This window comes from Bradyrhizobium sp., from assembly GCF_016219575.1.
Classification (GTDB): domain Bacteria; phylum Pseudomonadota; class Alphaproteobacteria; order Rhizobiales; family Xanthobacteraceae; genus Bradyrhizobium.
In genome coordinates, this window is record NZ_JACRMG010000018.1 from 41951 (window position 1) to 67763 (window position 25813).

The following is a 25813-nucleotide window of genomic DNA, read 5'->3' on the forward strand; positions in this document are numbered from 1 at the left end:
AATAAGAAGGACGCCTTAACCGCTTGCGCAATACCGCGTTTACGGCCTTATTCGTATCGGTGTGACGATATGGGTTGTGCTGCCAATTCGTCAGCAAGAACCCGTTGCGCACCAAGCGACGGATAGTCTCCTTCTCTAAGGCAAGCGCCTGAGCCCTGTTTAATGGCTTTCGCGTGAACGAATATTTGATCGAGACCGTCTTATCGAGGACGGCCATTACCCGCACGCTCAAACTCTTGGTCGCTAGTTTCGATGCTGTCAGGGATCGCACGTACCGAAGCCGATCTGGACCGCGCAGCGAACGCCCGATGCCAACGTAAAACGGATACCCAGCCACACTGAACGTGTAGACGTAGAAGTCGCGCTTCAAAGGGTTTGTAGAAACCGGCATGGTGGCCGGATTAGAAGGCACACTTATTAAAAATGCATCACAGCGTCATGGAGAAATCGATGGCGACGCAGTGCCCGCGTTCAGAAGCTGGGAGACGGCAGTCACGAGTTGGGCGGGGGCGAACGGCTTCTCCAGCAGAATGCTGTTAGGGACACCGTGCGAGGGCCATAAATCCGCGGCGGCACCCGTCGTGTAGACGACTGGAAATGCTGGATCGATCAAGCGGGCTTGTTTCGCGACTTGCCAGCCGTCCATGGTTCCCTTGAGATTGATGTCCGTGACGAGCGCCCTGTACTTACTCACATTGCCCTTGAGCAGGGTTACAGCTTCTTCGGCGGACGCCGCGATAGCCGTTTCATAGCCGCCCTCTTCCAACGCGTCCTCGACAATCGCTTGAATTTCAGGGTCGTCCTCGACCACAAGCACAATCGGTAACTCTGCCACTTTTTCCCGTCCTGCCAAAAGTTCCATGATCTGAACGCGCTTCAAGGGCGTTCGTTCCGCATAACAGTACCAAAGTGAACACAACTGGAACCAAAGGCCGAATTCCCGGTTTGGGGTACTCCGCTGGGGCAAGAAATCATGCGATTGAAAAGCAAATCGGAACTGTATCGTTTGAAAGCCTTGGAAGCCGAACAGCGCTCGCGGGAGGCGACTGACTCCGAGACCAGAAAGCAATGGTCGGAACTTGCGATTGAATGGCACACGATGGCGAGCTTTGCAGGGAAGAACCGCGACTCCTAGACTGCGCTAGTGGGGATGGGCCTCGGGCGCGAGAGGCATTACGTCCATTGCCTCCGGCGCTTCCTCTGCATGCTCGCTGAGTTCCGCGGCCTTATCGAGGGCGCGAACCGCAAGGGTCGGGTCCCGGATCTCCTTCGCGAACTTCAGCAACGTGGTTGCTTGCTGAATGAAATAGTTCCGACTCAACACTTGAACACCCGCTTTCTCACTCGTTGGGAAAAACATGAAATCGAAAATGTGTTCCGGGTGCGTCGAAAAAAATTAAAAAAATACCCCGACCTGGTGCGGCCAGATCGGGGCGTGCGGCGGACATGCCATCGTGTCGGCCCTCTTGGAAAACCGATCACGGACGTCCTAACGGCCGTGGCTGGCCGGATTTTCCTCTAAGCGGCAGAGGCGGCACAAGCGGTTTTGCGCAAAACGGGGTGACGGACTGTCAAACGACGTACCCCCACTCATCTGCGCTCCTAGCGGCGGCAATCGATACCCCAGCGCCCAACATCGAGAGCCACGTCGCCTAGTCACCGCGGCAAAAGGCGATTAACGTCCCCTGCCCTCGACAATCAGAACGAGGGACCACCCCAATGGACATGAATAACGATTACTCCCACGCCGGCCCCGGCTTCAAACGTAGGGTCAAGGGAGAGAAGCTCGCGCGCAGCGTCAAACCCAACCGCTATATTGGAAAGCCTGAAGCGGAAAACCGCAAAGCAAGACAAGTCGAAATGTCGGAGGCGTATCAAAACGCACGAGGCGTCAAGAAACGCATTCGGCACTTAGTGCTCGATCATGACATGAGCTACCTCGATGCATGTGAAACGATGAAACAGCAGGGGTACTCCATCACGGGTCTGACGATCTCCAACATTCGCACTGAAATGAAAGAGATACTGCAGTTGCTACTGGAGGTCGGCCTGATCGACCGTGATGACCTCGCACGCTATCGACGGCAGTTCATGAAGAAGCAGGCAAGAGCACGCGACGAATAGTTCGCCTAGTCTCAAATCGATAGAACGAGGCCCGCGAAGACACCTAATTTTTGGTGCAACACGCGCATTCACCCACTGTTCTATTTAGTTCTTCGTCGCATCGAACGACGCTGATTTGTGACCGCCTGATTATCGAACAGGTGGTCAACACTCGTAATCGCCGAGGAAATCACCGGAAAAAACGCCATTTTCTACCTCAGGATAGACATGGGTAGCCCGTTGGGTATCATCGATACAAGAAATAGAGGCAAGTATTCGTCAAGCGCGACGCAACAACATGCATGGCACTTTGAAACAAAACGCCAAGCCGAAACGCAAACGCAACCTGTCTGCCGTCACGTCAGGGCGCAGATTGTTCGCCGAACGCATATCGACAACGGATTCTCCGCGGGGCCGTCGCTTCTCCGATTTGGTGCTCCGATACACCCATGACTGTGGCGGCGACAGTCGCGTTAGCGAGACCACCCGCAATCACATTCGCCGCATCGCCTTCCTGCAATGCGTGCTCGAAGACTCCGAGGCCGAGTACGTCAAGACGGGCGTGACGACCCTCGACGAGCGACTGGAATATCAGCGCCTGTCAAACACGCAGTCGCGTCTGATGAAGAAGATCGGCTTGTTTGACGCCAAGGCCGATGGCGATGACGACGACATTCCAGACCCGTTGGAGTATGCGCGCGGTGGTGGCTCACGCCGCAGGGCACGCCTCGACGAGGACGAGGAGGAGTGACTAGGGCATGATCAAGCGGCTTCGCCTCGAAGACCCTGACGACGAAGCCCCCCATCCACCTCGCCGCCCTCGCAAATCAAACCACCTCACACTGCTTGAAGCGTTCTCCGATCCCCGACTGTTCGCTCCGTTCTTCAAAGACCCTGATAGCTGGATCGCATGGCAAGCCCTGATCGGCGCCGCATTCGGTCTGCCCATGACGGGCGACCATCTCGCGATCTATCGCAAGTGTACAGGCCGCACAGACCCTCCGACCGAACAGATGCGCGAACTTGTCCTCGTCGTCGGCCGACGCGGAGGCAAGTCACGCGTCCTCGCCTTGATTGCGACCTGGCTCGCGGCTTTCGTCGATTACAAGCCCTATCTAGACCCCGGTGAGCGTGGCGTCGTTCAGGTTCTCGCCGCAGACCGCGATCAGGCGAAAATCATCCTCCGCTACGTCAAGGCCTTCTTCAAACTGCCCATGCTCTCGCGACTGATCGAACGCGAGACGCAGTTCGGCTTGGAGTTAAGCAACAGCGTCGCAATCGAAGTGACCACCGCGTCGTTTCGTTCGGTTCGCGGGGCCACCTGCGTGGCCGCCTTGGCGGACGAGATCGCTTTTTGGGCTGATGAAGGCGCAAACCCCGATGCCGAAGTCATCAAGGCAATTCGCCCGTCGATGGCGACGATCCCCAACGCCATGCTCCTACTTGCGTCCTCGCCGTATGCCCGCAAGGGCGTGTTGTGGGACATGCATCGTCAGCATCACGGCAAGGATGATCCTCGGGTCTTGTCGTGGCAGGCCTCGACCGAGACCATGAACCCCTCGATTGATCCTGACTATCTCAAGGAACAATACGAGCGCGACCCCGTGTCGGCGTCAGCCGAATATGGCGCACAGTTCCGCACAGACGTTGAAGCCTTCATTTCAGCCGAAGCGGTTGACGCAGTCACGGCAGAGGAACGCGAGCGCCCGTACATTGCAGGCAGGCGCTACTACGCCTTTGCAGACCCTGCGGGCGGCTCCGGCAAGGACAGCTTCACGCTCGCAATCGGGCACGTCGAAGACAGAGTGCCCGTGCTCGACGTGATCAGGGAGAAGAAACCGCCGTTCTCGCCGAAAGCCGTCATCTCTGACCTTTGCGAGACCCTCAAGCAGTACGGCATCCGCAAGGTGACGGCTGATCGCTTCGCCGCAGAGTTCGCGGTCGAGGCGTTCCGCGAGCATCAAATCACGCTCGAACATTCGCTCAAGCCCAAGAGCCAGATTTATTCGGAGTTTCTCCCGCTCCTGAACTCCAAGACGTGCGATCTCCTCGACCATGCACGATTGCGAACGCAGTTGCTCGGCCTTGAACGAAAAGTAAGTCGGGCGGGGAAGGACTCGATTGACCACGGCCCCGGCGGACATGACGACGTTGCGAACGCAGTCGCCGGCGTCCTCACCAGCATGGGTGTCCGCAAATACAAGTACGACGCCTCGATGGCATGGGTCGGCTCAATCGATCCGTCCTCGTCGCGAGAGCAGAGCCCCGCTGCCCAGCGATTGGCGTCACTCGTTCAGATGCAGACCGCAAGAGGATTAATCCGATGACTAAGCACAGTGACAACATCTACCCGTTCTTCTCGATCTATGACGGGCAGGCTTACCTCAAAAAGCGCCAGCTACCCCGCGGTGGAGATGCGGACATGTTCTCGCACACGTTCACCGACACCTACGTGAACGATCACGGCCAAATCTACAAGACGGTAACGAACCTTTATTCCACCATGTGCGATGCGGCCCACCACGATCAAGCGCTCTACATTTTTCATGCGGAGTACGTGCAGAGGACGAGGTTAGGCAAGTTGGCACAGAACGTCACCCTCCACCTCGATGGTGACCGGCCCCATTTCACGATCACAGACGCCGAAGGTGCAGTCCACACGTTCTCTCTGGCAGGGAGATCAGAGGAAGAGATGCGCGACGACGTGATCACGCGGGAGATCACGCACAGGGGACGTCAGATCTACAGCAAGTGGTTTCAAGCGTCCGACTATGACGCAGAGAAGATTGTCATGCTCGGCACCACGATCACGGGCTGAGCGATGAAGAAAGTTCGCAACGTGTGACTGAGTAAACCAACCCTCGAAAAGGAACAGACCAATGGAAGTAATCGATAAATACGGCAAGCGTGTTCGCCGCGACGGCGTTCTTCAGGACGGTGACCGAATGACCGTCCCGATGCGGATGATGGATGTGGCAAATCCTGGCCTTGCGGCTGCAGCTGCACTCGCCGATGCCGTCAAGCGCAACGAGCAGTTCGATGGACGTCAGCACCGACCCGGCTTCGCGGGCACAACGCAGGACGTTTACGCGGCTGGCGACGCAGCACGAGAGGCGAGGGACGCGAGCATTCGCGATGCCTGGCGCAACCCGCCTCCCGTGATCGACACGGCGAAGCCGAGCGAGCCCGCGGCTCTCGTTCCGGTGACTGCGCCGAACGCCCAGCTGTTCGCGGCGCGCGATCAGGCAATTGCGGACCGTGATCGCCGCGTACAGGCCGCATGGAAGCCCTGATCAAAAGCGACCCCCCCTGTGAACCCTCACAGGGGGAAAACCCAAACAGGAAGGTGAACAATGACAAACGATGAACTCCCCGCCCGCGCTCTCGCGAAAATCTTCGCACTCAAAGATCAGGAGCAGCAGGCGTTGACCCTCATGCGGTCGAACCAGCGCACGATCTCCGAGTTGCAGCGCGCAGTAGACATCAATCCACACGGCCCAAAGGCCGCAGCGTGGCAGGATGAAATTGCACGACTGCAGGACGTGCAGGTGCCTCATCAAGCACGTCATAGAACACTCGCGGACCTCAACGCGAGGATCGAACATTATCTCGCGACCTTGCCGCCCGATGCGGAAGTCGAGGAGGCGAAGAAAGTCAAAGTCAAGCTGAACGGGCAGACCCGGCAACAGGCCGTCACGGCGCTGCGCGAAAAGATCGTCAACCTGCACATGCAACGCGCTGAAACCGAACTCGCTGCGTTACCTGCGGTCGAGATCAAGGCCGCGGCAAAGCGATGGATCATTGATCGCGCGTTGAAGGCAAAGCCTGCGCTGATTGCGACGCATGACAAATTCGACCTGAAAGCCACGTACATGGACCCGCAGGCTTATGCACCTGTGCTCGACACGCTTGCACTCTTAGCGTGGATCGCGCCCGAACAGCTTGAGGCCAAAATCAACGAAATGGTCGATGCGATGCCCAAGCCGAAACTCGCGCTGACGGTCAAGGAAAAAGCCGAACGCCTCGCCGCAATCGCAGCCGAGCTTGCGGATTGCGAACGCGCGGAATGCGGGCATATCGATGCGGCTGAGGAAGAGGGCACGATCATTGGGCATCGGCCGAACGTCGGTGTTGAGGCCTTGGTAGGCATCGTCGTGTCGAAATCACAGGCGAAAGCGGCGTGATCGGTTCCCCTCCGCTTCGAGCGCATCACAGCGGAGGGCTTGGCCCGGGCGGTTTCTTGACGGTCTTCACGCCCGGGGCGGACAAGTCGGCGAGTGTCCGCTTCATAGAAACAACCCCGACAGCCCGCGGTCAGGTTCTCCAAAACCTTTGCCCGACGCGGCGGGCAATTCGATCACGCGGCGAACGTGATCGAGAACGGCCCCGTCGCCGTTTTCCTTTCCTGGGCGGCGGCGGGGCAACTCTGCTAAAGCGGGCCTAGCAAACTGTGACGATCTTTCTCCGCAAGGACGGCATCACGCTTCGCTTTGGCTTCGTCTAGCTCACCCGACTCACTCATCGCTGCGACCCTGTCAAAATGGGCAGTGAACAGCTTCTGAAGCCGCTGAGGTATGTGTTCCCATACCAGCTCCACATTTCGATTTCCGTTGATCTCGCGATAGAGCTGCCTTGCGTTAGCCAGCTTTCTGGCCAGCCGCTTCACTTGCAGTTCCGCAACGAACACATCGTCTCTGTTGAATTTGATCTTCATAGAAGCCCTCAGGGTTAGGGGCTTCTAGCCTGCGCCTTCGCGCAGAGACCCCGGTGGATACGAGAATTACGGATCCACCCTCGCAGGGCGAGGAGTTAGGCTGCCGGCTAGCTCGGCAACGGGGCCGACTGAAGTCTCCCAGACGGCAAAACCGGTGTCAATCCAACCACAGTTTGAACGGCATGGGGCAGCTACTTTCAATTGTTCATCCGTTCACATGATTATCGTCCTAGGCGGCGATGAGCTTATTCGAAACTCAGCATCGGAGCGTCACCTGCCGCTGCTTCAACAGCGTCGTTTACTCGACCCAGCGCGGTGGCGAGATCATTGCTCCACACCCCGTCATCACCGAACGCGGGAATGGCCTGCATAGTGTTGATCTGCTCCGGAGCCTTTCGCTTTGGCTTGAGCGATTTAGACGGGATGTACATGAACGAATGCCATGATCCCGTCGACGCCTGCATACAAACCGCGAGCAGATCGAACTCGTCAAACCGATAGGGCCGCGTTGCTTGCCCCTCCCCGTCAGTTCCTGTCCGCGTCCGTTGCACCTCGACCACGTGAAAGCCATTGCGACGTTGCATGGCGACGCCCTTGGCTCTCCGTTGCGTCTTGACCTGGATGCGGATGCTCTGATTACCCTTCTTGAGGCGAGCATCGTATGCCTGTTCGCCGATAGGCGGATCGTTTTTCCAACCTTCGGCTTCCATCTTGGGCATGATGTCGATGACGAACGTCAACTCCGCGATCAATCCTCGCACGCCGCGTTGCGTGATGTCGGGCGCACGATGGATCGCCTCAAGGATGATTTCTGCGTTGACGTGGAATTGACGTTCAAGCGGATGGATTAGAACGCCGTCCCGGATATCCGCGAAAATTTGCTGCTTCTGATCAGGCGTCAGAGCACGAGCAGCTGCGCGCAATTTCTCAAAGTCATCCATGACGCTTCGGACGACCCGCCTTCTTCGGCTCAAAATTCTTGATGTCTTCGCGGCGGATCAGGACGTGGCCGCCGATCTCGATAGTGCGAATGCGGTTCCCGCGCACAAGCTTGGAAATCGCCTGACGCGACACTTGCCGAAGCCGTGCAGCCTCAGCTTGCGAAATCCAATCTTCTGCCCGGAAATCGGTTGACACATGCAACCTATTACTATTTCATCTGTGGGTAGATTGGCGCTTACACCAATTCGTGCGGACAAAGTCAAACGACGGGCACGCCGTGCGCTACAATCCGCACAGCAAATGATCTCGGATGAACGATGACCAAGTCTGCGGCCAAGCCTCGCAAATCGAAACACGAAGAAGGCGAGCCCCTCAATACGCTCACCCCGTACTACAAAACAGCGTTCGGCAGAGCCTATCTGACCGATAGCCTTGTCGGGCTCCGCGACATCCCGGAGGGATCAGTCAATCTGATCGTGACATCCCCTCCCTACGCCCTGCACTTCAAGAAGGCATACGGGAACGTCGATAAGAACGAGTACGTAGATTGGTTTCTAGAATTTGCGCGCGAGATGTATCGCACGCTGGCCGATGACGGGAGCTTGGTTCTCAATATCGGAGGCAGCTACAATAAGGGCGTCCCGACCAAATCCCTCTATCACTATCGACTCCTGATCCGGCTCGTTGACGAGATCGGATTTCACCTTGCCCAGGAATGCTTCTGGTACAACCCTGCCAAGATGCCGATGCCCGCAGAATGGGTCACAGTCCGCAAGATCAGGATCAAGGAGAGCGTTGAATACGTGTGGTGGCTCTCCAAGACTCCGTGGCCCAAGGCGTCCAATCAACGCGTGCTCACGCAAGGTCTCAGCGCCGACATGATCAGGTTGAACAAGCGGGGCCTCAGAGAGACGACGCGACCCGGGGGCTACAAGATCAATGCGAGCTGGTCGGAGATCAAAGGAAAAGGAGCCATCCCCTCCAATTTCATTCAGCAAGAAATGTTTGAGGAGGAGCGCGATCCTCCGTCAAACACCCTGATCATGGGGAACAACGCAGCCAATGACGTGTACACGCTGCGTTGCAAGGAAGCAGGGCTCAAGGTCCACCCCGCGCGATATCCGCGTGCCCTCCCCGAGTTCTTTATCAAGATGCTGACAGAGGAAGGCGACGTGGTGCTCGATCCGTTCGCAGGATCGAACACGACAGGGTCGGTTGCCGAGACTCTCAGTCGACGATGGCTCGCTTTCGACGACGTGGAAGAATATTTGGTCGGCAGCAAATTCCGCTTTGAAGGTTTCTGACGTTCGATACCTAAATTCGGTACCCAAACAGGTATCGAACAAACAGGGCACTGCTAACCGGTTGATCTAGTTGGTACAGTTGGGTGGGCTCGAACCACCGACCTCCTGTTCCACAGACAGGCGCTCTAACCAACTGAGCTACAACTGCATCCCGATCGCGCCCTGCAAAAAGGGGGCTCGATTTGGCCGGAAACTAGGTGCAACGACCGGCTTTGGCAAGGCCGGAACGTTGCGTTCACGGACGACGATTCCGGCGCAAAAAGGCCCGGACCTGACGGGTCCGGGCCTTTGTTCTCAAGTCAGATCGAATATCAGGCGGCCGGCTTGTAGTACTTGGCGGCGGTGGCCTTGATCGGCTCGGCGGTCTCGGTCGCAATCTTCTGGCCGAGCTCGGCGAGCTCCTTGGCCTGCGCCGTGTAGGCCTCGAGCTGCTTCTTGGTGTGCGAGCTCCACAGCTCCAGCGCTTCGGCCGGCGACTTAACGCCGAACAGCTCCTGGGCGAAGTCGAGCGAGGCGGTGGAGTTGGCCTTGATGAACTCCATCACCTTGGCGGAGTAGGCGCTGGCGCCCTTGTTCACGCTGGTGAACACGGCCTCGATGGTGCCGTTATGGGCCTCGGCGGCGTCCTTGAACTTGGCGTAGCCTTCACGGGCCTGCGAAACGCCCTTCTCGGCGAAGGCGCGGACCTGCTCGGGAACTTCAAACGGGATGATGGAGGCGGAGAACGGATCGGTCGACATGGAGGGTGCATCCTTGGGTCGTGAGGTGAAACCTGTGTGACCCCATGCGTGCGTCCCGGAATGATGGGCCGGGCGCGACGGACTGGATCACGCTGTACTCTTCGGAAGTCTGGGGGTGCCCTCATCGGGCGAGCACATAAGACACCCTTATCATGTCAATTTTGTGCAATGCAATGAAATTTGTTGCGATGCCGCACAAGTATAATTGTGATGCGATATAATAAGACCGAGCCGGATTCCGGTTCCGGCCCGAGAGTTCCGCCAACCATTGAACAAATTCAGCTTTTCGGCTTGGCGGCATCCATGGCCGCGCGGCTGACGATCTGGCCCATTTCGCTCGCCTGCTCGGACAGCGCACGCATCTGGGACTGCACATATTCGCTGTGCAGTTTCATCACCTCGGGCAGATCCTTGGCCTTGAGCAGCGACTGCGCGTAGTCGAGGGAAGCCTGAACGTTCTTCTCGGCATAGGTGACGGCCTTGCCGCCGATCTCCCTGGCGCCGGAGCGCACGGATTCGCGCCGCTCCTCGATATTGCCCGCGGTCGTCCGCGCACTCTCCATGAACTTGTCAAAGGCCTTGCGGGCCTGCTCGAAGCTCGCCTCCGCCATCGCACGCATATCCTTCGGAATCGCGAAGGGATCACGTCCATCGTCACTCATGCGGCACTCCTGTTTTCACCGTTTGACCCGTCCGTCCCAGGCCGCCAACCCGCGGCGGCCTGCCGGCATCGTGGACTTCCCGCTGCCGTTTGCAATGCCTAACGCCGACGGCGCCGGAAAGCTCCGGCAGGGGTTAAGGTTATCGGCGGGCGAGCGTGGACCTTGCCCCTGCGCGCGGGCGATACTAACGCCACGTTAGTTTCCACCGTCGCGGCGGCGACAGGACACACGAGCGCGGTCAAGCCAGGACAATGAAGGATGCCGATTTCAGGGCGTTGGGCGCGAGCGATCCGCGACTCGCGGCGCATGCAGACGGCGTCCTGCCCGCCTGGCTGTGGTCTGCCGACGGCACACGAATCCTGTGGGCCAATCCTGCCGGCGTCGACGCGTTCGGCGCGCGCGGCGATGCGCAGCTGACCGAAACGATCTTCGGTCCCGCCGATCCGCACCGCCGCCAGATCGCGCAGCTCGCACGACACCTCAATCCGGACGGCACGGTGCGCATGGAGCGGCTGCGCGGCTTCGGCGCCGCGCCTGGCGGCCTTGCGACCTGCAGCTGCTCGCGGATCGATTTTCCCGACGGCCGCCATGGCGTGCTGGTCGTTTCGGCAGTGAGGGTGGCGCGAAGGAAGCGGCCGCATGAGACGATCGCCGCGGCGGCGCCCGAGATCACGAGCGAACCGGCCGGCCGGCCCCCCACACCGGCGCGCATGGCCGACTATGAGACTCCGGCGCAGTCGAATGAAGCGCCTGCCGAGTTCGCGCTGTTCGACGAATTCGCCGAGGGGCGCGAACCACCGCCGGCCGAACAGCCGCCGGCCGCGGCGGAAGACCTGCAGCCCGCCACCGCGAGCGAGCCATCGCCGGCGGACGACGATGCCGATGAAGATCTGCCCATCGGCGATCGCCGCTATCCGCTACGCTTCAAGTGGCGGACCGATCGCGACGGCCGCTTCAATATCGGCACCGATGAATTCCTGAAACTGATCGGCCCGCTCACGGAAAGCCTCGTCGGCCGGCCGTGGCGCGAGATCGCGGCCGCGCTCGGCCTCGATGGCGACGCCCGGATGCGGAAGGCACTGGGCTCGCATGAGGCATTCAGCGGCATCAGCTTGCACTGGCCCGTCGATGGCGGCTACCTCCCCGTCGAACTCTCCGGCGCGCCGGCGCTCGACAGCGAGCAGCGCTTCGACGGTTACCGGGGCTTTGGCATCTGCCGCGACCTTGCCGGCCTGTTGCGGCTGGAATTGCTGCGGCGACACGGAATCTCCGTTTCCCCGTCCAACCCGCAGCCTCCTTCCTCCGGTAATGTAGAACCCGAGGCGGTCGCCGATTCGGCGCCAGCGGAGGAAATTGCCGAAGCCGTTGTCTTGGAGAATTTGCCTTCAACCGACCTGGATCATCCCGTGGACACGCAAGAACCCCTGATGTCGACAGAGCTGCCGAGGGAGGCGCTGACGGAGGTGTCGGCCAACGTGCTGCCCTTCCGCCCGGTCGGCGACGCCAAGCCGCCCATACTGACGCCGGTGGAGAACAGCGCCTTCGACGAGCTCGCCCGCCAGTTGTCGGCGCGTCTAGACAATGGCGAGGCCGGCGAAGCGGGCGCACCGGCGGAAGCCGAAGCAGCCGAAATCGTCGTCGAGCCGGAAGCCGCCATTGCCCCGCCTGCTGCAAGCGACCGCCCCGATTGGCTGGCGCCGCCGGAGCCGCCGGCCCGCGGGCTGGCCAGGCGCGACAAGGCGCTGCTCGATCTGCTCCCCGCAGGCGTACTGATCTACCGGCTCGACCGCCTGCTCTATGCCAACCCTGCATTCCTCAGGCGCATCGGCTATTCCAGCCTGCACGCGCTGGAAGATGCCGGAGGTCTCGACGCGCTCTATGTCGAACCCGGCGTCTCGGTCTCGAGCAGTACGTCGGAAGCCGGCACGCCCGTGACGATTTCGGCAAGTCATGCCGGCGGAGAAGAGAGCGAGCCGGCCACGACCGCGGCGCGGCTGCACACGATTTCGTGGGACGATGAAGCCGCACTGGCGTTGATCTGCTCGGAAGGGCCGGTCGATGCCGCCCCCGTACCTGCGCCCGCCATCGCGCCGGAGCCCGTTCAGCAGGCGCTGCCGACCGCGGCCGGCGAAGCCGATGCCGAAGAGCTCGGCGCCATTCTCGACACCACGGCCGAGGGCATCGTGATGTTCGACGAAGAGGGCAACGTTACCGCCTGCAACCGCAGCGCGGAGGCGCTGTTCGGCTATGACGGCGAAGAATTCGTCCAGCGCAATCTCGCCGATCTCTTTGCCCCGGAAAGCCAGCACGGCGTGTTCGAGTATTTTGCCGGCGTGAAGTCCGCCGGCAGCGCCAGCCTGCTCGACCACGGCCGCGAGACGCTCGGGCGCGTGCGCCAGGGCGGCTTTATCCCGCTGTCGATCACCATCGGCCGCACCCGCGCCGACGGGCCGAATTTCTTCGCCGTGTTCCGCGACCTCTCGCAGAGCCGCAAGAGCGAGAGCCAGCTGCAGCAGGCGCAACGGCTCAGCGAACGCGCCGCCAACGCCAAGTCCGACATGCTGGCGCGGATCAGCCACGAGCTGCGCGCGCCGCTCAACGCCATCATCGGCTTTGCCGAGGTGATGATCGGCGAGCGCTTCGGCTCGCTCGGCAACGAGCGCTACCTCGAATACATGAAGGACATCCGCGCCTCCGGCCAGCGGGTGATCTCCGTGATCGACGATCTGCTCGACCTGACGCGGATCGAGACCGGCAAGATCGACCTCTCCTTCGCCAGCCAGAACCTCAACGAGCTGGTGGAGAACTGCGTCGCCGTGATGCAGCCGCAGGCCAACCGCGAGCGCATCATCATCCGCACCTCGCTGGCGCATACGCTGCCGCCGGTCGTGGCCGACGCGCGCGCACTGCGCCAGATCGCGATGAACCTGATCGGCACGTCGATTCATCTGGCCAAGGCCGGCGGCCAGGTCATCGTTTCGACCGCGCTGTCTGATTTCGGCGACGTGGTGCTACGGGTGCGCGATACCGGCCAGGCGATGAACGACAACGAGGTTGCAGCAGCGCTGGAGCCGTTCCGCGCGCGCGGACCGTCGGACCAGGCCGCCGATGCCTCGGCCGTCAGCCTGTCGCTGACGAAAGCGCTGGTGGAAGCCAACCGCGCGCAATTCCACATCAGGCCCGGCCCGCATACCGGCACGCTGGTCGAGGTGGTGTTTTCCCGCACGGTGGCGCGGGTGTAGGAAGTGGCGTCGTCGTTCCGGGGCGGCTCGCAGAGCCGAACCCCGAACCCCGAGATTCCGGGTTCGCGCTTCGCGCGCCCCGGAATGACATCGTAGAGACGGAGCTCTCATTCCGGCGGCGGGAAGTTGCCGTAACACCGCTATTCGAAGACGACGCCGATCCGCTTCTCCTTGCGCCACACCACCCGGCACGGCCAGTGCCGCCCGTCTGCCGGCACGAACAGCGTGAAATGTGCGGGGATGCCGACCGGGCTGGTGACGTCAAGCGCGGCGCCGGTCGCCGACCAGTTCCGGATGGCGCAGTCGATCGCGCCGCCGCCAAATTCGATCGTCGCGGCCTTCAGGACTCGCTGCCGGGGTGTGGTGCGCTTTTCCTCGTTCATGGCATCGGTATCCTAATCCCGGATACCGCTCCCGGTTTGATCCTGCGCAATCACGCTTCGGCGGCTTCAGCGCCCAGTTCCAGCCCCGCTGCTCCTGCCGGCCGCCTTTGCCTCGCCGTTCTCCCGCCCCTCAGGAAGCTGGCGCCGATCTGCTCGCCGTTGATCCACGACAGCTCGCAGCGCCGGAACGCCACGCCCGTGGACGACAACACCAGGAAGAATTCCTTGATGTTCAGCCCGGCCAGCGAGGATTTGAACGCGAGCCTGACGCCGGATTCCGAGACGTCCAGCATCGCGCAGGGGCGGCGCCATGTCCCGTCGATGGAAAATATCTGGACGTCGATGCCGTGCGAAAAGACCACCCGATGAATCTTGCGGCGATTTACAGTCGTATCCATGCGCCGCTCATTTCAATCAGCGGACGCTTCGGGCGTGCTCGACCTCAATGATCCAGTGCCTCGGCGACGAGGCTGATCCGGAACCTGGGCTTGCCGGACTCGTCGAGCAGTTCCATCCGCCAATCGGATTGCGGCTTCAGCTTGCGGCAAATACCGGCGACCAGATTGCTGGAGGCCTTCGCCATCTCGTCCCAGGCCGCGTCGCGATCGAGCGCATCGAACGGACATTCCGCGACACCGGAAAACCTGTCGTGGCTGACCCGGAAGAAGTAGAGCGACATCCTGATTTTCCTTTACTTGCCAGATTGCGTTTTCAAGCCACTTTCGCGGCATAATCGCGAAATTGTTCGGCGCCCACCACGCGGTTGCGGCCGCTGCGCTTGGCCGCATAGAGATAGGTGTCGGCGCGTTCGAGGAGAGTTTCCCGGGTGTCGTAGGCGAGCAGCGAGGCAACGCCGACCGAGATCGTGATCCTGCCGATCATTTCGCCGGTGGACTTCTTCTTCAGTTCCCGCGCCATGACGGTACGGCGAAGCTGATCGGCGACGGTGAGGGCCGCATCGAGCGCGGTGTTCGGAAGGAGGATTGCGAATTCCTCGCCGCCAAAGCGGGCCGCCACGTCCTGCCCTTTCAGGTTCTGCCTGAGCGACATGGCGACCAGCCGCAACACCTGGTCTCCCGTCGCGTGTCCGTAGGTGTCGTTGAAGGATTTGAAATGGTCGATGTCGATCATCAGCAGCGAGAGCGGTTCGCCCAGATCCCTGGCCGCCTGCACTGCTTCGATCAACGTCTCGTCAAAGTGCTTGCGATTGCCCAATTCCGTCAGGGAATCCCGCCGGCTCTCGATCCGGATCGCCTGCAAGCCCTGCTGGAGCTCGGCGATCTCGCGGGTCGCACCTTCGAGGCGGGCCTTCAGGCCGAGACCTTGCTCGCGCATCTCGAGCGTGGCCGCAGCAAGGGCTTTCACGGCGGCCAACACCGCCGCCCGGTCGTCGGACGCCGCCAGCTTCCGCGCAGCGATGTCCAGGCTGTCGCCATAGGCCGATGTGGATCCCAGCGCCGCTGAAATGATACCGACCACGTCTCCGAGCCTGCCGTTCAGACCGGAGCCGATGGCCTGCATTCTTCCGAGCATGCGGCCTGCGCCGAAATGCGTCTCGTAGAGGGTTTCCAGATCGGACTCGGCAAGGGCGCTGCCAGCCGCAACAAGCGCGTCGATATCCCGGTTGAGGGCGCGGTTGCTCTGCTGGGCGTAGGTGTACCAGAGTTCGTAGTTGCGCGGCGTCGGCGGCAGACCGCTCGCGCGCAGACGCGATCGCGCCGTCTCTGCCAGCGCCAGCGAACGCTCGCATTCATCCGACCCGGGCACATTGCTGTCGATAGATCCCATCGCGCGACTCTCGCCTGACGCCCAAGGCCGGTGCATCCGATCAGGCTTGGCCCAGAATACAGCACTGCGCGCCGCTCCCGTTGTCCGGAAGTTCCTGACGCGATAACCGGTTGTTTAGGAATGATGCCCGTAATTTTACGGGACCCGGACGATCAGGTCAGCCATCCCTCGGAGACGGCAAACTTCACGATCTCGGCCCGTGATTTCAGGCCGAGCTTTTCCAGCGCCCGGCCGCGGTAAGTCTCGACCGACTTGCCGCCGATTCCCATCGACTTGGCGATCTCCTTGGTGGCATAGCCCAGCGCCGTCAGTCTGAGCGCCTCGCGCTCGCGCGGGCTGAGTTCGACCGCTCCGGCCGCGCCCTGTGCGCTGCGGCCAGCGAGCAGCGGGTCGATGAAGGTGCCGCCGGCGAGCGCCGCACGGACCGCCGGTATCAGCGTCGTCGTGGCCGAGCGCTTGAGGAGGAAGCCGCAAGCCCCCGCAGAAAGCGCCTGCTTCACATGCCCCTCGTCCTCATGAGCGGTGAGGATCAGGACCTTCACCGTCGGCCGTTCCTCGCGGATCTTTCGTGTCAGCAGGATACCGCTCATGCCCGGCATGGCGACGTCGATCACCGCGATGTCAGGCGTGATCGACCTGACAAGGCTGAGCGCGTCGATGCCGGTGACGGCCTCTCCAACCAGCTCAAGATCCGCCTCCGCTGCGATCAATTGCTTGAGCGCGAGCAGAATGAACGGATGATCGTCGGCGAGGACGATGCTCGCTCTTTTGACAGCCACGTTACTCGACCTAGCTGTTGATGGGTCAGATAATCCGCGACCCGCTTTCCTGCATGCGACCGCGTGCCTTTTTCCGGCTCCCGAGGACCATACCGATGCGGGCCCCGTTGAACGCCGGATTCAGCCGCCAGCCCTGCTCTGTTAGTATCACCCAAGTCTTGATTCCCTCAAGGCAAGCCAAAATTCACCTCCTGCTGAACTTGGCCACACGGCGCATGCAGAGATTGAACCTCTGCCGGTCGGCTTGATCTGAACATCGTTTACCCGGCGGTCCCATGCACGAAGTTCGAGAAAAGCTGAAACGGACCGCGCGCCTGCAAGCCGCAACCGGAATAGTCTTCGCTGCATCAATTCTGCTGCTGTTCTCGATCGATTTGCGGTTCCGCTATCAGGCCGCAATCGCACAGGGAATGAAAACCGCGCGGAACTTCGCCGAGATTCTGTCCGAGCACACGGCGCTTACGTTTGAAGGCGTCGAGCGAACCCTGCGTGAAGCCGAGAAGATCCGGAAGGAGAGCCTCGAGGGAAGGTATCCCAAATCCGAGGACAGGAACGCAGCGCTTCAGCTGCTGGTGAAAACGTCGCCCGTGGTCGTTGCAGCCGGGTGGACAGACGCTTCCGGTGAAGTGGTGGCTCACTCCTACGGCAGCCAGCCGCCCCGCAGCAATGTTTCAGGCATGCCGCACTTCGACTTCCATCGCGACAGTGCCGAGCGTCGTCTTTATCTCGCGCCTCCCTTCCGTTCAGCGGCATCGGAAAAGTGGCTCACTGCCGTTTCATTGCGGCTTGACAACGCAGACGGCACATTTGCCGGCATCCTTACGGCGCCGATCGATCCATCATACTTCATCAAGATCTACCGCAGCATCGATCTCGGCAACGAGGGGTCAATCCTGTTGATTCACCGGGACGGCCTGCTGCTCGCGCGGGAGCCCATGCTCGAAAGCGCGATGGGCAGGTCTTTTGCCTCGGCGCCTCTTCTGGCGCAGCATCTGCCGAGATCGGAATCGGGCTCCTACGAATCCTTGAGCGCGGTCGATGCGATTCCTCGCGTCGCCGGCTACAAGACAGTACAGGGGCTGCCGCTGGTAGTGCTCGTGAGCTACGGGCGCAGCGTCGTTCTGCAAGCCTGGTATCGTCACCTCCTGTTATTCGGACCGCTGGTCGCGTTCACGGTCGCGGCGATATTGTTCGGCACGTGGCTGCTCGTAAGTCAGACCGGAGTCCTTGCCGGACAATCCAGCGCCCTGGAAATCAAGTCCCACGAACTCGAACAGATCAATGCGCGGTTCAACCTGGCGCTCAGCGAGATGCCCAATGGCCTCGTGATGTGGGATGCCGAGCAGCGGATCGTGATCGTCAACGGCCGTTTCCGGGAGATATACGGACTGACGCCCGAGCAAGCCGCCCCGGGAGTTACGTTGCGGCAACTTCTCGAAACGCAGGTTGCGAACGGGGTGGGCGGAGAACTTGGCGTCGACCAGCTTGCCAGGATTGTCGTTACGCAAGGGGAGCAAACTCACTTGCTGCCGGACGGCCGGACGATTTCCATGCGCAGGCACCGGATGCCGGACGGCGGATGGATCGCGACCCATCAGGACATCACCGAGCACAAGCGTGCCGAAGCCCTGCTGCGCACGACGCTGGACTCCATGGACCAGGGCCTCATTGCCGTCGACCGCGACGGCGGAACGGTGCTGATGAATGCGCGCGCGACCGCCCTGCTCGGCCTGCCCAGGGAATTTGCCGAAACCCGGCCGCACAAGCGCGTGATACTGGAGTATCAACGCAGCATGGGCGAGTTCGCCTCCGACGAGATGTATGCGCAGGTCGTCAAGGACATCGACGAGCGCCGGCACGACATCTACGAGCGGGAGCGGCCCAACGGCACCGTTCTCGAGATCCGCACCGTTCCGACGGAGGACGGTGGATTTGTCCGGACTTATAGCGACGTGACGGCTCGCCGGGCGGCTGAAGTGGCATTGCGCCGGGAGAAGGACCGCGCCGAGGCCGCGGCACGCGCGACGGCCGAGTTTCTCGCCAATATGAGCCATGAACTGAGGACGCCGCTCACGGCCATCATCGGCGTGTCCGACATGCTGCTGAAGGGCCCGGTGTCGCCCGAGCGGCAGCGCCAGTTCATGGAAATGCAGCGCACCGCCGGCAAGGGATTGCTCGGCGTCATCAGCGACATCCTCGACTTCTCCAAGATCGAGGCCGGGCAGCTCAGGATCGAGAAGGCCGCGCTGTCGCTGAAGGAGCTGACCGACGGCTGCATCGAACTGGTTCGCGATCAGGCCCGGCGTAAGGGAATCGAATTCGGTGCGAGCATCGCGCCTGATGTGCGCGACAGCGTGCTGGGCGATGCCGTGCGCCTGAGACAGGTGTTGCTGAACCTGGTCGGCAATGCGGTGAAATTCACGCCGTCCGGCACCGTGCGGCTTACCGTGGAGTGCGGCGACAAGCCGGACGCCGTCCGTTTCACCGTCACCGACACCGGCATCGGGATAAGTCCGCGCGACTTGCCAAACCTTTTCCAGCGCTTCGTGCAGGCGGACCGGTCGACGACGCGGCGCTTTGGCGGCAGCGGCCTCGGCCTTGCCATCTCCAAGGAGCTGGTCACGCTGATGGGCGGCACGATCGAGGTGCAGAGCGCGCCGGGACGCGGGTCGGCCTTTTCGTTCACAATCGAGCTTCCGGCTGCGAGCGAGGCGCGCCGGGATGGCGCCGCGCCGGTTTCCAGCTACGGGACTCCGTGCCGGTTGCTTCTCGCCGAGGACAATCCGCTCAACCGCGAGCTGATCAAGGCCATGCTCGAACAGGCCGGGCATCAAGTGGTGACCGTCAACGACGGCGCCGAAGCTGTGCGGGTTGCGATCCGCAACCAATTCGATGCCGTCCTCATGGACGTGCAGATGCCCGACATGGACGGCTACACCGCGGCGCGGACGATCCGCGCGGCGACGGCGAACCGGCCGCGATTGCCCATCATCGGCCTGACGGCAAACGCGCTAGCGGGCGAAGCCGGGCGATGCCGGGAGGCGGGGATGAATGTCCATGTGCCGAAGCCGGTGGACTGGCCCGCGCTTCTTGCGGCCATCGAACGCCTTGTCCTCGAGGAGAGGCGCGGCGAGGCGATCGCGCCGCAGACAACGGTTGAAGCCGGTGCCGAACCAAAGGCTGGTACCGAAGCGGCGATTCTCGATGAAGCCGTTCTGACACATCTGCGAACGGCGATCGGCAACGAAAACGCCTCCAGGCTGCTGCGATTGTTCGCGGCCGATGCGCGTGAGCGTTTCGACGCCCCGCCCGATACGCCGACGGCGCGCGATGCCATCCGCCGCGAGGCCCACACGCTTGGAGGATCTGCCGGGCTGCTCGGCTTCCTCGAACTTGCCGATGCCTGCCGCGCCCTGGAAGCTGCGCCACTCGAGCACGACGCCTTTGCGCAGGCACTCGGGTGCTGCCGCCGTGCGCGTGACGCGGCGCTGGGTCTGCTCGACGAGCTCGTGAGCGATGAAGCTTCCGCCAGGGAAGAACAGGCGAACGCCTGAGCAGCTATCCGGCGCGCCGCAGCGGATCGCGGAGGCCGAGCAATAGCGGCCCATAGGCCAGCGCGAAGCCCAAGAATGCGATCACCCAGGCCGTTGCCGCAACGTGCAACAGCACGCCGCTTTGCGCGGAGTGGATCACGGCACAAGTCCGCGCCACTGCCGCAACGATGATGGCCGCATAGATTGCCTGTGTCGCCACCGTAGCCGTCAGCGCATTGCCGGTATGGCCGAGCGTGGCGCGGGTCATCACCGCGAGCGTCATGATACCGGCGGCGCCCGCCATCCAGGCGTGGATGCCCGCGCTGTCCTCGATGAGGCCGAAGGCGCTTGCCGCATTGAGCAGGAAGCCGAGCGGGATGAAGAAATAGCCGACATGCAGGATGGTCAGGAGCCGCTCCCGCAGCGTGCGATCGCCGGCCCAGCGCGACAGCCGGACCAGATGCATCAGCCCGGCAATGCCGAGCACGGTACCCGCGATGCGACCATCCGGCGAAGCGATCCAGATCGCCAGCGCCAGTGCGCCGATGGCGACCACGATCATGTCGAAGCGGTTGAACGACACCGGCAGCCGGCCGGGATTTTCCCGCACCATCCAGTTGTGGGTGAAGCTTGGAATGATGCGGCCGCCGATCAGGGAGAGCAGCATCACGACGACGGCAATGCCGATGCGGATGCCGTAGAGGGAGGCCCCGTGAAAATGCGCCTCGAGGTGAAAGGCGACGTTGCCCGCAAACAGCAGCGCAACCAGGGCCACGACCTTGAGGTTGCGCCAGTTGCGCCCGGCCGCGATTTCGCGCCCGGCCGCAGCGGCGATCAGCAGCAGGAAACCCGCATCGATGAGCATCGCGACCCACCAGCCGGTCGCGGCAGAGAAGGTCACCGCGAGGCGTCCTGCGATCCACAACACGACGAGTGCCGCCAGCGGCGCACCGCGTATCGGAAGCCGCCCGGTCCAGTTCGGGATAGCCGTGAACAGGAAACCGGTGATGACGGCCGGCAGGTAGCCGTAGAGCATCTCGTGCACGTGCCAGTCGCGCGGCGCGAATGCGGAAGAAAGCGTGAGCTCGCCGTAGAACAGAGGAAGCCAGACAAGGATCGAAAGCCCCGCCTGGATCGACCCCAGCAGGAAGAACGCCCGGAAACCGTTGGCGAACAGCGGCAGGCCCTGATAGGCGCGCGAGCGGGACATGCCGCCAGGCGCATGCGGATCCGCTGCCGTCGCCGCGCTCATCTGGACGCAGCCTGTTGCGAAAGCCTGTGCAGCGCGAATGCGGCCAGCGACATCTCCTTGCGCATGTTCGATCTCCGGCGATTCCTGCCTCTGCGAGGCATTCTCGGCAATTGTCTAGGCGCGGCCGACGTGCCATGGGTTGAGCCAGCGCAAACTTCCGCTTGATCGAGCGGCATCGCACTCTAGACTCCGTAAAAACTTGCGCTCTGGCAGGAGGATATATGGCCACGGTCGACCCTTCGCTGGTGGCCGATCTGCCCATGTTTGCGGGCTTGTCCAGCGAGGAACTCGGCGAAATCCTGCGCGAAGCCCGCTCGGCGCGGTTCACAAGGAACAGCGAGGTCTTCTCGCAAGGCGAGGATGCGCATTCCTTCTTCCTGCTGCTGAACGGCCATGTGCGCGCCAGCAAGACCACGCCGACCGGCGAGCAGGTCGTGATGCGCTACGTCTCGCCCGGCGAGGTTTTCGGCGTCGCCCCCGCCATGGGACTGCGGCAATACCCGGCCACGGCAACTGCAGCCGACGACAGCGTGGTGCTTGCCTGGCCGTCGGCGGCGTGGCCGCGGCTGGTGGCGAAATTTCCGGCGCTGGCCACCAACACGCTGCAGGCGGTCGGCAGCCGACTCCAGGAATCGTTCACCCGCGTGGTGGAGATGTCGACCGAGCAGGTCGAGCAGCGCGTCGCGCACACGCTGGTGCGGCTGGCCAGGCAAAGCGGCCGCCAGGTCGAGCGCGGCGTCGAGATCGACTTTCCGATCAGCCGCCAGGACATCGCACAGATGACGGGAACCACGCTGCACACCGTCAGCCGCATTCTCTCGGGCTGGGAACAGGCCGGCCTGATCGAAAGCGGTCGGCAGCGCATCGTGCTGTGCGAGCCCCAGAAAATCTACGCGCTCGCCGAGCAGAAACCCGACGAGGCGTGAGTTTCACACGGCGCGGCTGTGCAGCCGCTGCGACTGGTCGAGATGGGCGTCGAAGGCGGCAGCCACGCTGCGCACCAGGAAGCGCGAATCGGCGGGCACCGCCAGCGACGAGCCTTCGAGCTCGACAATGCCGTCGGAGACGAGATCGCGCAGCCGCGGCGCGGATTGCAGCACGGCGTCCGCCGCAGAACCGTGCCGCGCACAGATCGGATCGAGGTCGACGGCAAAGTCGCACATGATGCGTTCGATGATCTCGGCGCGCAGGCGGTCGTCGTCGGTCAGCGCATAGCCGCGCGCGGTGGCAAGCCGGCCCTGCGCCACGGCCTGCGCATAGGCAGGGATGGCGACCTCGTTCTGCACAAACCCCTGCGGCAGGCGGCCGATTGCGCTGGCGCCGAATCCGAGCAGGATGCCGCTCTGGTCGGTGGTGTAGCCCTGGAAATTCCGCCGCAACGTGCCGGCCTTGAGCGCGCGCGCCATCGAATCCTCAGGCAGCGCGAAATGATCGAGCCCGATCTGCACATAGCCGGCGTCGCGCAGGGCCTGCGCGATCGCGCTGGACTGCTCATGCCGTACGAGGCTGTCCGGCAGCCATTCTTCCCTGATCTTCTGCTGGTGCTTCTTGAAGGACGGCACGTGCGCGTAGCCGAACACCGAGAAGCGGTCCGGGCGCAGCTCGATGGAGCGCGCGACGGTGTCCAGACACGAGGCCACCGTCTGGTGCGGCAGGCCGTAGATCAGGTCGAAATTGATGCCGGCGATGCCGGCGCGGCGCAGGCCGGTGGTTGCGGCTTCCGTTTGCTCGAAGCTCTGCATGCGATTGATGGCGCGCTGCACTTTCGGGTCGAAACTCTGCACGCCGAGGCTGGCGCGGTTGACGCCGCCGAGCGCCAGCGCCTCGATCATCGGCGCCGTCAGCGTGCGCGGGTCGATCTCGATGGCGACCTCGGCGGAAGGCGCCACGAAGAAGCAATGCCGGATCAATCCCATCAGGTCGGTGAAGGATTCCGGCGCCATGATGGTAGGCGTGCCGCCGCCGAAATGGATGTGCTCGACCCTGATGCGGCGGTCGATGTGGCGAACCACCTGGTCGATCTCGCAGCGCAGTGCGCTTTCATAGACCGCGATCGGCTGGTCGCGCCGCGCCACCGTGGTGTGGCAACCGCAATACCAGCACATCGACCGGCAGAACGGCACATGGAGATAGAGCGAGGCGCTGGCCTGGCGCGGGATCGCCTTCAGCCATTCGGCATAGGTGCCGGGCCCGATCGCCGGGGAGAAATGGGGTGCTGTGGGATAGCTGGTGTAGCGCGGCAGGCGCTCCTGCCCGTAGCAAACCGCAAGATCTGGCCTCATCGCCTCGGAATTCCCGGCTGGATTGAAACGGGAACCTGACCGGCGCCCGGATGACCCCATTTCATACAAGGGACCGGCAGGGCCGACTTGCGCTCGCTCAAACTCGGCCACGGGAACCCGGGGGCCGGCCGCAAAATCTTGCGCGAGCGCAAGGCGGCCGGACGGGCTCCGGGCGATAAGGAGCCACCCGATAACCCGTCAGAATCGGCAATGTGCTGCCAAATTCCGCCCTGCCACGACTTTCATCCGATCCGGACCAAACCGGTCGACGGCAGCGGGCCCACGACCCGGGCCTGGGCGAGCTTCGCCGCCGGCGTCGTGCTGCTGTCACTGTCGCTGGCAAGCGCGATCTGGCTTGCCGCCCGGCTCGCTTGAGACCCGACCCGCGGCAACGCCGCCGCGAAAACCCCGAACACTGGGAACAACCGGCCATGAACCTCATGATGCGCGGATTGACCGCGGCTGCCCTCGCGCTCGCGCTGTCGACGCTGCCTGCGCGTTCGGAAGACGACAGCTTCTTCACCCATCTTCATACCGAGAAGGCGATGGCCAATGTGACGGTGTCGCCCGGCCGCGCCGGTCCCGTCGAAATCGAAATCCAGCTCGAGGATGCTAACGAAGCGCCGCTCGCGGCCGATGCCGTCTCGGTCACGCTGGGCAACTCCGAGAACGGCGTCGCGCCCGTCACCGTCAGCGCGACGCGAATCGGCGACGACCGCTGGATGGTGCGGATGTCGGCGCCGAAGGCGGGACGCTGGTCACTCGCGCTCGGCATCACCATCTCGGCGACCGACACGGTTAACATCGAGTCACCGATTCTACTGCGCTGACCTAAGTAGGATTCCCTAAGTAGTTGCAGATCACTCGCAAGTTGTTTCAGCGCAAATAATTCGACGACGAAATCAGCAAAGTGCTCCTGCAATCGAACGCAAGGAGCAATTGCAATGTTGACCCGCAGAGCCGCATTATTGAGCGCAGCCGCTGCAGCCCTGATGCTGGCTGTGTCCGCACCCGCCAAAGCCGCCGACGACCTCAAGCTGCCGCGCCAGAAAGTCGAACTGGTCGCGCCGCCCTTCGTGCACGCGCACGAGCAGGCGACGAAGCAAGGTCCGAAGATCATCGAGTTCACGCTCACGGTCGAGGAGAAGAAGGTCGTCATCGACGAGAAAGGCACCACCTTCCAGGCCATGACTTTCAATGGCTCGATGCCGGGTCCGCTGATGGTCGTGCACGAGGGCGACTACGTCGAAGTGACGCTGGTCAACCCGGCCTCCAACTCGATGCCGCACAACGTCGATTTCCACTCCGCGACCGGCGCGCTCGGCGGCGCCGAGCTCACTCTGGTCAATCCCGGCGAACAGGTGACGCTGCGCTGGAAGGCGACGCGCACCGGCACCTTCGTCTATCACTGCGCCCCGGGCGGCCCGATGATCCCCTGGCACGTGGTGTCCGGCATGGCCGGCGCCGTGATGGTGCTGCCGCGCGAAGGGCTGACCGACGGCAAGGGCAAGCCGGTCAAGTATGACCGCGCTTATTACATCGGCGAGTTCGACCTGTATGTGCCGCGCGACGAGAAGGGCAACTTCAAGGCCTACGACTCGCCCGGCGAATCCTACAACGACACCGTCGAGGTGATGAAGAAGCTGACGCCGACCCACGTCGTGTTCAACGGCAAGGCGGGCGCGCTGACCGGCAAGAGCGCGTTGACCTCCAAGGTCGGCGAGACCGTGCTGATCGTGCACTCGCAGGCCAACCGCGACAGCCGTCCGCACCTGATCGGCGGCCATGGCGACCATGTCTGGGAGACCGGAAAATTCTCCAATGCGCCGGAAACGGGGCTGGAAACCTGGTTCATCCGAGGCGGCTCGGCGGGTGCTGCAACCTACAAGTTCCTGCAGCCCGGCATCTACGCCTATGTGACGCACAATCTGATCGAGGCCGTCGAGCTCGGCGCCACCGCCCACTTCAAGGTGGAAGGCAAGTGGAACGACGATCTGATGACCCAGGTGAAGGCGCCGTCGGAAATTCCGCCGGCCAAGACCAACTAGAGACGAACTGAAGACCTCCTGACGAGGGCGCCGCGCGCCGG

26 protein-coding genes and 1 tRNA gene are annotated in these 25813 nt (G+C 62.4%); 13 read left to right on the forward strand and 14 right to left on the reverse strand.

Translation table 11 applies throughout. The features are described 5' to 3' along the window. Positions 1–436: 436 nt before the first annotated feature. Positions 437–862 carry a response regulator gene (locus tag HZB49_RS15715; protein WP_291613049.1) on the reverse strand — a complete coding sequence of 142 codons (426 nt, stop codon included), beginning with the start codon at positions 860–862 and terminating at the stop codon, positions 437–439. Positions 863–1719: 857 nt separating this feature from the next. On the opposite strand from HZB49_RS15715, the gene HZB49_RS15720 reads away from it, so the two are divergent. The 6 genes from HZB49_RS15720 to HZB49_RS15745 all read left to right on the forward strand — a co-directional run bounded on the left by HZB49_RS15720 (position 1720) and on the right by HZB49_RS15745 (position 6287). Then, entirely contained in the window at positions 1720–2124 is a 405-nt protein-coding gene (locus HZB49_RS15720; protein WP_291612895.1) for a hypothetical protein, read from the forward strand. Between the two features lie 277 nt (positions 2125–2401). Continuing rightward, on the forward strand, positions 2402–2854 hold the full coding sequence (locus HZB49_RS15725) for a hypothetical protein (RefSeq protein ID WP_291612897.1): 453 nt from the start codon (positions 2402–2404) through the stop codon (positions 2852–2854). 7 nt (positions 2855–2861) lie between these two features. Beyond that, positions 2862–4430: a hypothetical protein gene (locus HZB49_RS15730; protein ID WP_291612899.1), complete on the forward strand. Its 1569-nt coding sequence runs from the start codon at positions 2862–2864 to the stop codon at positions 4428–4430. Then, a complete protein-coding gene (locus HZB49_RS15735) occupies positions 4427–4921 on the forward strand; it encodes a hypothetical protein (protein WP_291612901.1) in 495 nt (164 codons plus the stop codon). Before HZB49_RS15730 ends, HZB49_RS15735 begins: the two co-directional genes overlap by 4 nt. 61 nt (positions 4922–4982) lie before the next feature. Beyond that, complete coding sequence (locus HZB49_RS15740; RefSeq protein WP_291612903.1) at positions 4983–5396, forward strand: hypothetical protein; 414 nt, start codon at positions 4983–4985, stop codon at positions 5394–5396. A 60-nt stretch (positions 5397–5456) separates the two neighbouring features. Continuing rightward, on the forward strand, positions 5457–6287 hold the full coding sequence (locus tag HZB49_RS15745) for a hypothetical protein (protein ID WP_291612904.1): 831 nt from the start codon (positions 5457–5459) through the stop codon (positions 6285–6287). A 245-nt stretch (positions 6288–6532) separates the two neighbouring features. Here the strand turns inward: HZB49_RS15745 and HZB49_RS15750 are convergent, their stop codons facing one another. The 3 genes from HZB49_RS15750 to HZB49_RS15760 all read right to left on the reverse strand — a co-directional run bounded on the left by HZB49_RS15750 (position 6533) and on the right by HZB49_RS15760 (position 7954). Beyond that, positions 6533–6817 (reverse strand): hypothetical protein, encoded by a 285-nt coding sequence (locus HZB49_RS15750; protein ID WP_291612906.1) that lies wholly within the window; start codon positions 6815–6817, stop codon positions 6533–6535. Positions 6818–7062: 245 nt separating this feature from the next. Continuing rightward, positions 7063–7758 (reverse strand): hypothetical protein, encoded by a 696-nt coding sequence (locus tag HZB49_RS15755; RefSeq protein ID WP_291612908.1) that lies wholly within the window; start codon positions 7756–7758, stop codon positions 7063–7065. Next, a complete protein-coding gene (locus tag HZB49_RS15760; protein WP_291612910.1) occupies positions 7751–7954 on the reverse strand; it encodes a helix-turn-helix domain-containing protein in 204 nt (67 codons plus the stop codon). The genes HZB49_RS15755 and HZB49_RS15760 overlap by 8 nt, the downstream gene beginning before the upstream one ends. A gap of 122 nt (positions 7955–8076) precedes the next feature. On the opposite strand from HZB49_RS15760, the gene HZB49_RS15765 reads away from it, so the two are divergent. Next, positions 8077–9063: a site-specific DNA-methyltransferase gene (locus tag HZB49_RS15765; RefSeq protein WP_291612912.1), complete on the forward strand. Its 987-nt coding sequence runs from the start codon at positions 8077–8079 to the stop codon at positions 9061–9063. Between the two features lie 71 nt (positions 9064–9134). Here the strand turns inward: HZB49_RS15765 and HZB49_RS15770 are convergent. From HZB49_RS15770 to HZB49_RS15780, 3 genes are all read right to left on the reverse strand, one after another. After that, positions 9135–9211 (reverse strand) — tRNA-His (locus tag HZB49_RS15770). Positions 9212–9374: 163 nt separating this feature from the next. Continuing rightward, entirely contained in the window at positions 9375–9803 is a 429-nt protein-coding gene (locus HZB49_RS15775) for a phasin (protein ID WP_291612913.1), read from the reverse strand. 278 nt (positions 9804–10081) lie between these two features. Further along, on the reverse strand, positions 10082–10465 hold the full coding sequence (locus HZB49_RS15780) for a phasin family protein (RefSeq protein ID WP_291612915.1): 384 nt from the start codon (positions 10463–10465) through the stop codon (positions 10082–10084). 251 nt (positions 10466–10716) lie between these two features. On the opposite strand from HZB49_RS15780, the gene HZB49_RS15785 reads away from it, so the two are divergent. Next, on the forward strand, positions 10717–13707 hold the full coding sequence (locus tag HZB49_RS15785) for a PAS domain-containing protein (RefSeq protein WP_291612917.1): 2991 nt from the start codon (positions 10717–10719) through the stop codon (positions 13705–13707). Positions 13708–13847: 140 nt separating this feature from the next. On the opposite strand, the gene HZB49_RS15790 is transcribed toward HZB49_RS15785, so the two are convergent. The 5 genes from HZB49_RS15790 to HZB49_RS15810 all read right to left on the reverse strand — a co-directional run bounded on the left by HZB49_RS15790 (position 13848) and on the right by HZB49_RS15810 (position 16657). Continuing rightward, entirely contained in the window at positions 13848–14090 is a 243-nt protein-coding gene (locus HZB49_RS15790; protein ID WP_291612919.1) for a PilZ domain-containing protein, read from the reverse strand. 50 nt (positions 14091–14140) lie between these two features. Further along, positions 14141–14488, reverse strand: coding sequence for a PilZ domain-containing protein (locus HZB49_RS15795; protein ID WP_291612921.1), 348 nt, complete (start codon positions 14486–14488; stop codon positions 14141–14143). 44 nt (positions 14489–14532) lie between these two features. Continuing rightward, positions 14533–14769 (reverse strand): hypothetical protein, encoded by a 237-nt coding sequence (locus HZB49_RS15800; protein ID WP_291612922.1) that lies wholly within the window; start codon positions 14767–14769, stop codon positions 14533–14535. Between the two features lie 32 nt (positions 14770–14801). Next, on the reverse strand, positions 14802–15878 hold the full coding sequence (locus tag HZB49_RS15805) for a GGDEF domain-containing protein (RefSeq protein WP_291612924.1): 1077 nt from the start codon (positions 15876–15878) through the stop codon (positions 14802–14804). 152 nt (positions 15879–16030) lie between these two features. Further along, complete coding sequence (locus HZB49_RS15810; RefSeq protein ID WP_291612926.1) at positions 16031–16657, reverse strand: response regulator transcription factor; 627 nt, start codon at positions 16655–16657, stop codon at positions 16031–16033. Positions 16658–16932: 275 nt separating this feature from the next. Between HZB49_RS15810 and HZB49_RS15815 the strand changes: the two genes are divergently transcribed. Beyond that, positions 16933–20211, forward strand: coding sequence for a PAS-domain containing protein (locus HZB49_RS15815; protein ID WP_291612928.1), 3279 nt, complete (start codon positions 16933–16935; stop codon positions 20209–20211). Positions 20212–20215: 4 nt separating this feature from the next. Here the strand turns inward: HZB49_RS15815 and HZB49_RS15820 are convergent, their stop codons facing one another. Continuing rightward, complete coding sequence (locus HZB49_RS15820; RefSeq protein ID WP_291613051.1) at positions 20216–21400, reverse strand: NnrS family protein; 1185 nt, start codon at positions 21398–21400, stop codon at positions 20216–20218. Positions 21401–21663: 263 nt separating this feature from the next. Here HZB49_RS15820 and HZB49_RS15825 point away from each other — a divergent pair, with 263 nt between their 5' ends. Continuing rightward, positions 21664–22368 (forward strand): Crp/Fnr family transcriptional regulator, encoded by a 705-nt coding sequence (locus tag HZB49_RS15825; RefSeq protein WP_291612930.1) that lies wholly within the window; start codon positions 21664–21666, stop codon positions 22366–22368. Between the two features lie 3 nt (positions 22369–22371). Here the strand turns inward: HZB49_RS15825 and hemN are convergent, their stop codons facing one another. Next, positions 22372–23724 carry an oxygen-independent coproporphyrinogen III oxidase gene (gene hemN, locus HZB49_RS15830; protein WP_291612933.1) on the reverse strand — a complete coding sequence of 451 codons (1353 nt, stop codon included), beginning with the start codon at positions 23722–23724 and terminating at the stop codon, positions 22372–22374. 210 nt (positions 23725–23934) lie between these two features. On the opposite strand from hemN, the gene HZB49_RS15835 reads away from it, so the two are divergent. The 3 genes from HZB49_RS15835 (at position 23935) to nirK (ending at position 25772) form a co-directional block, all read left to right on the forward strand. Beyond that, the gene (locus HZB49_RS15835; RefSeq protein ID WP_291612935.1) at positions 23935–24099 is read left to right on the forward strand and encodes a hypothetical protein; all 165 of its coding nucleotides are present in this window, start codon (positions 23935–23937) and stop codon (positions 24097–24099) included. A 56-nt stretch (positions 24100–24155) separates the two neighbouring features. Then, positions 24156–24554 (forward strand): hypothetical protein, encoded by a 399-nt coding sequence (locus HZB49_RS15840; RefSeq protein WP_291612936.1) that lies wholly within the window; start codon positions 24156–24158, stop codon positions 24552–24554. 114 nt (positions 24555–24668) lie between these two features. After that, on the forward strand, positions 24669–25772 hold the full coding sequence (nirK, locus tag HZB49_RS15845) for a copper-containing nitrite reductase (RefSeq protein ID WP_291612938.1): 1104 nt from the start codon (positions 24669–24671) through the stop codon (positions 25770–25772). Positions 25773–25813: the final 41 nt, after the last annotated feature.

Excerpts from the sequence above, each read along its gene's own strand:
- HZB49_RS15765 (WP_291612912.1), top strand. The coding sequence starts at position 8,077 with ATGACCAAGTCTGCGGCCAAGCCTCGCAAATCGAAACACGAAGAAGGC.
- HZB49_RS15725 (WP_291612897.1), top strand. The coding sequence starts at position 2,402 with ATGCATGGCACTTTGAAACAAAACGCCAAGCCGAAACGCAAACGCAAC.
- HZB49_RS15840 (WP_291612936.1), top strand. The coding sequence starts at position 24,156 with ATGAACCTCATGATGCGCGGATTGACCGCGGCTGCCCTCGCGCTCGCG.
- HZB49_RS15780 (WP_291612915.1), bottom strand. The coding sequence starts at position 10,465 with ATGAGTGACGATGGACGTGATCCCTTCGCGATTCCGAAGGATATGCGT.
- HZB49_RS15800 (WP_291612922.1), bottom strand. The coding sequence starts at position 14,769 with ATGTCGCTCTACTTCTTCCGGGTCAGCCACGACAGGTTTTCCGGTGTC.
- HZB49_RS15820 (WP_291613051.1), bottom strand. The coding sequence starts at position 21,400 with ATGTCCCGCTCGCGCGCCTATCAGGGCCTGCCGCTGTTCGCCAACGGT.
- HZB49_RS15775 (WP_291612913.1), bottom strand. The coding sequence starts at position 9,803 with ATGTCGACCGATCCGTTCTCCGCCTCCATCATCCCGTTTGAAGTTCCC.
- HZB49_RS15805 (WP_291612924.1), bottom strand. The coding sequence starts at position 15,878 with ATGGGATCTATCGACAGCAATGTGCCCGGGTCGGATGAATGCGAGCGT.
- HZB49_RS15825 (WP_291612930.1), top strand. The coding sequence starts at position 21,664 with ATGGCCACGGTCGACCCTTCGCTGGTGGCCGATCTGCCCATGTTTGCG.
- HZB49_RS15740 (WP_291612903.1), top strand. The coding sequence starts at position 4,983 with ATGGAAGTAATCGATAAATACGGCAAGCGTGTTCGCCGCGACGGCGTT.
- HZB49_RS15785 (WP_291612917.1), top strand. The coding sequence starts at position 10,717 with ATGAAGGATGCCGATTTCAGGGCGTTGGGCGCGAGCGATCCGCGACTC.
- HZB49_RS15790 (WP_291612919.1), bottom strand. The coding sequence starts at position 14,090 with ATGAACGAGGAAAAGCGCACCACACCCCGGCAGCGAGTCCTGAAGGCC.
- HZB49_RS15755 (WP_291612908.1), bottom strand. The coding sequence starts at position 7,758 with ATGGATGACTTTGAGAAATTGCGCGCAGCTGCTCGTGCTCTGACGCCT.
- HZB49_RS15715 (WP_291613049.1), bottom strand. The coding sequence starts at position 862 with ATGGAACTTTTGGCAGGACGGGAAAAAGTGGCAGAGTTACCGATTGTG.
- nirK (WP_291612938.1), top strand. The coding sequence starts at position 24,669 with ATGTTGACCCGCAGAGCCGCATTATTGAGCGCAGCCGCTGCAGCCCTG.
- HZB49_RS15835 (WP_291612935.1), top strand. The coding sequence starts at position 23,935 with ATGTGCTGCCAAATTCCGCCCTGCCACGACTTTCATCCGATCCGGACC.
- HZB49_RS15815 (WP_291612928.1), top strand. The coding sequence starts at position 16,933 with ATGCACGAAGTTCGAGAAAAGCTGAAACGGACCGCGCGCCTGCAAGCC.
- HZB49_RS15720 (WP_291612895.1), top strand. The coding sequence starts at position 1,720 with ATGGACATGAATAACGATTACTCCCACGCCGGCCCCGGCTTCAAACGT.
- HZB49_RS15750 (WP_291612906.1), bottom strand. The coding sequence starts at position 6,817 with ATGAAGATCAAATTCAACAGAGACGATGTGTTCGTTGCGGAACTGCAA.
- hemN (WP_291612933.1), bottom strand. The coding sequence starts at position 23,724 with ATGAGGCCAGATCTTGCGGTTTGCTACGGGCAGGAGCGCCTGCCGCGC.
- HZB49_RS15745 (WP_291612904.1), top strand. The coding sequence starts at position 5,457 with ATGACAAACGATGAACTCCCCGCCCGCGCTCTCGCGAAAATCTTCGCA.
- HZB49_RS15730 (WP_291612899.1), top strand. The coding sequence starts at position 2,862 with ATGATCAAGCGGCTTCGCCTCGAAGACCCTGACGACGAAGCCCCCCAT.
- HZB49_RS15795 (WP_291612921.1), bottom strand. The coding sequence starts at position 14,488 with ATGGATACGACTGTAAATCGCCGCAAGATTCATCGGGTGGTCTTTTCG.
- HZB49_RS15735 (WP_291612901.1), top strand. The coding sequence starts at position 4,427 with ATGACTAAGCACAGTGACAACATCTACCCGTTCTTCTCGATCTATGAC.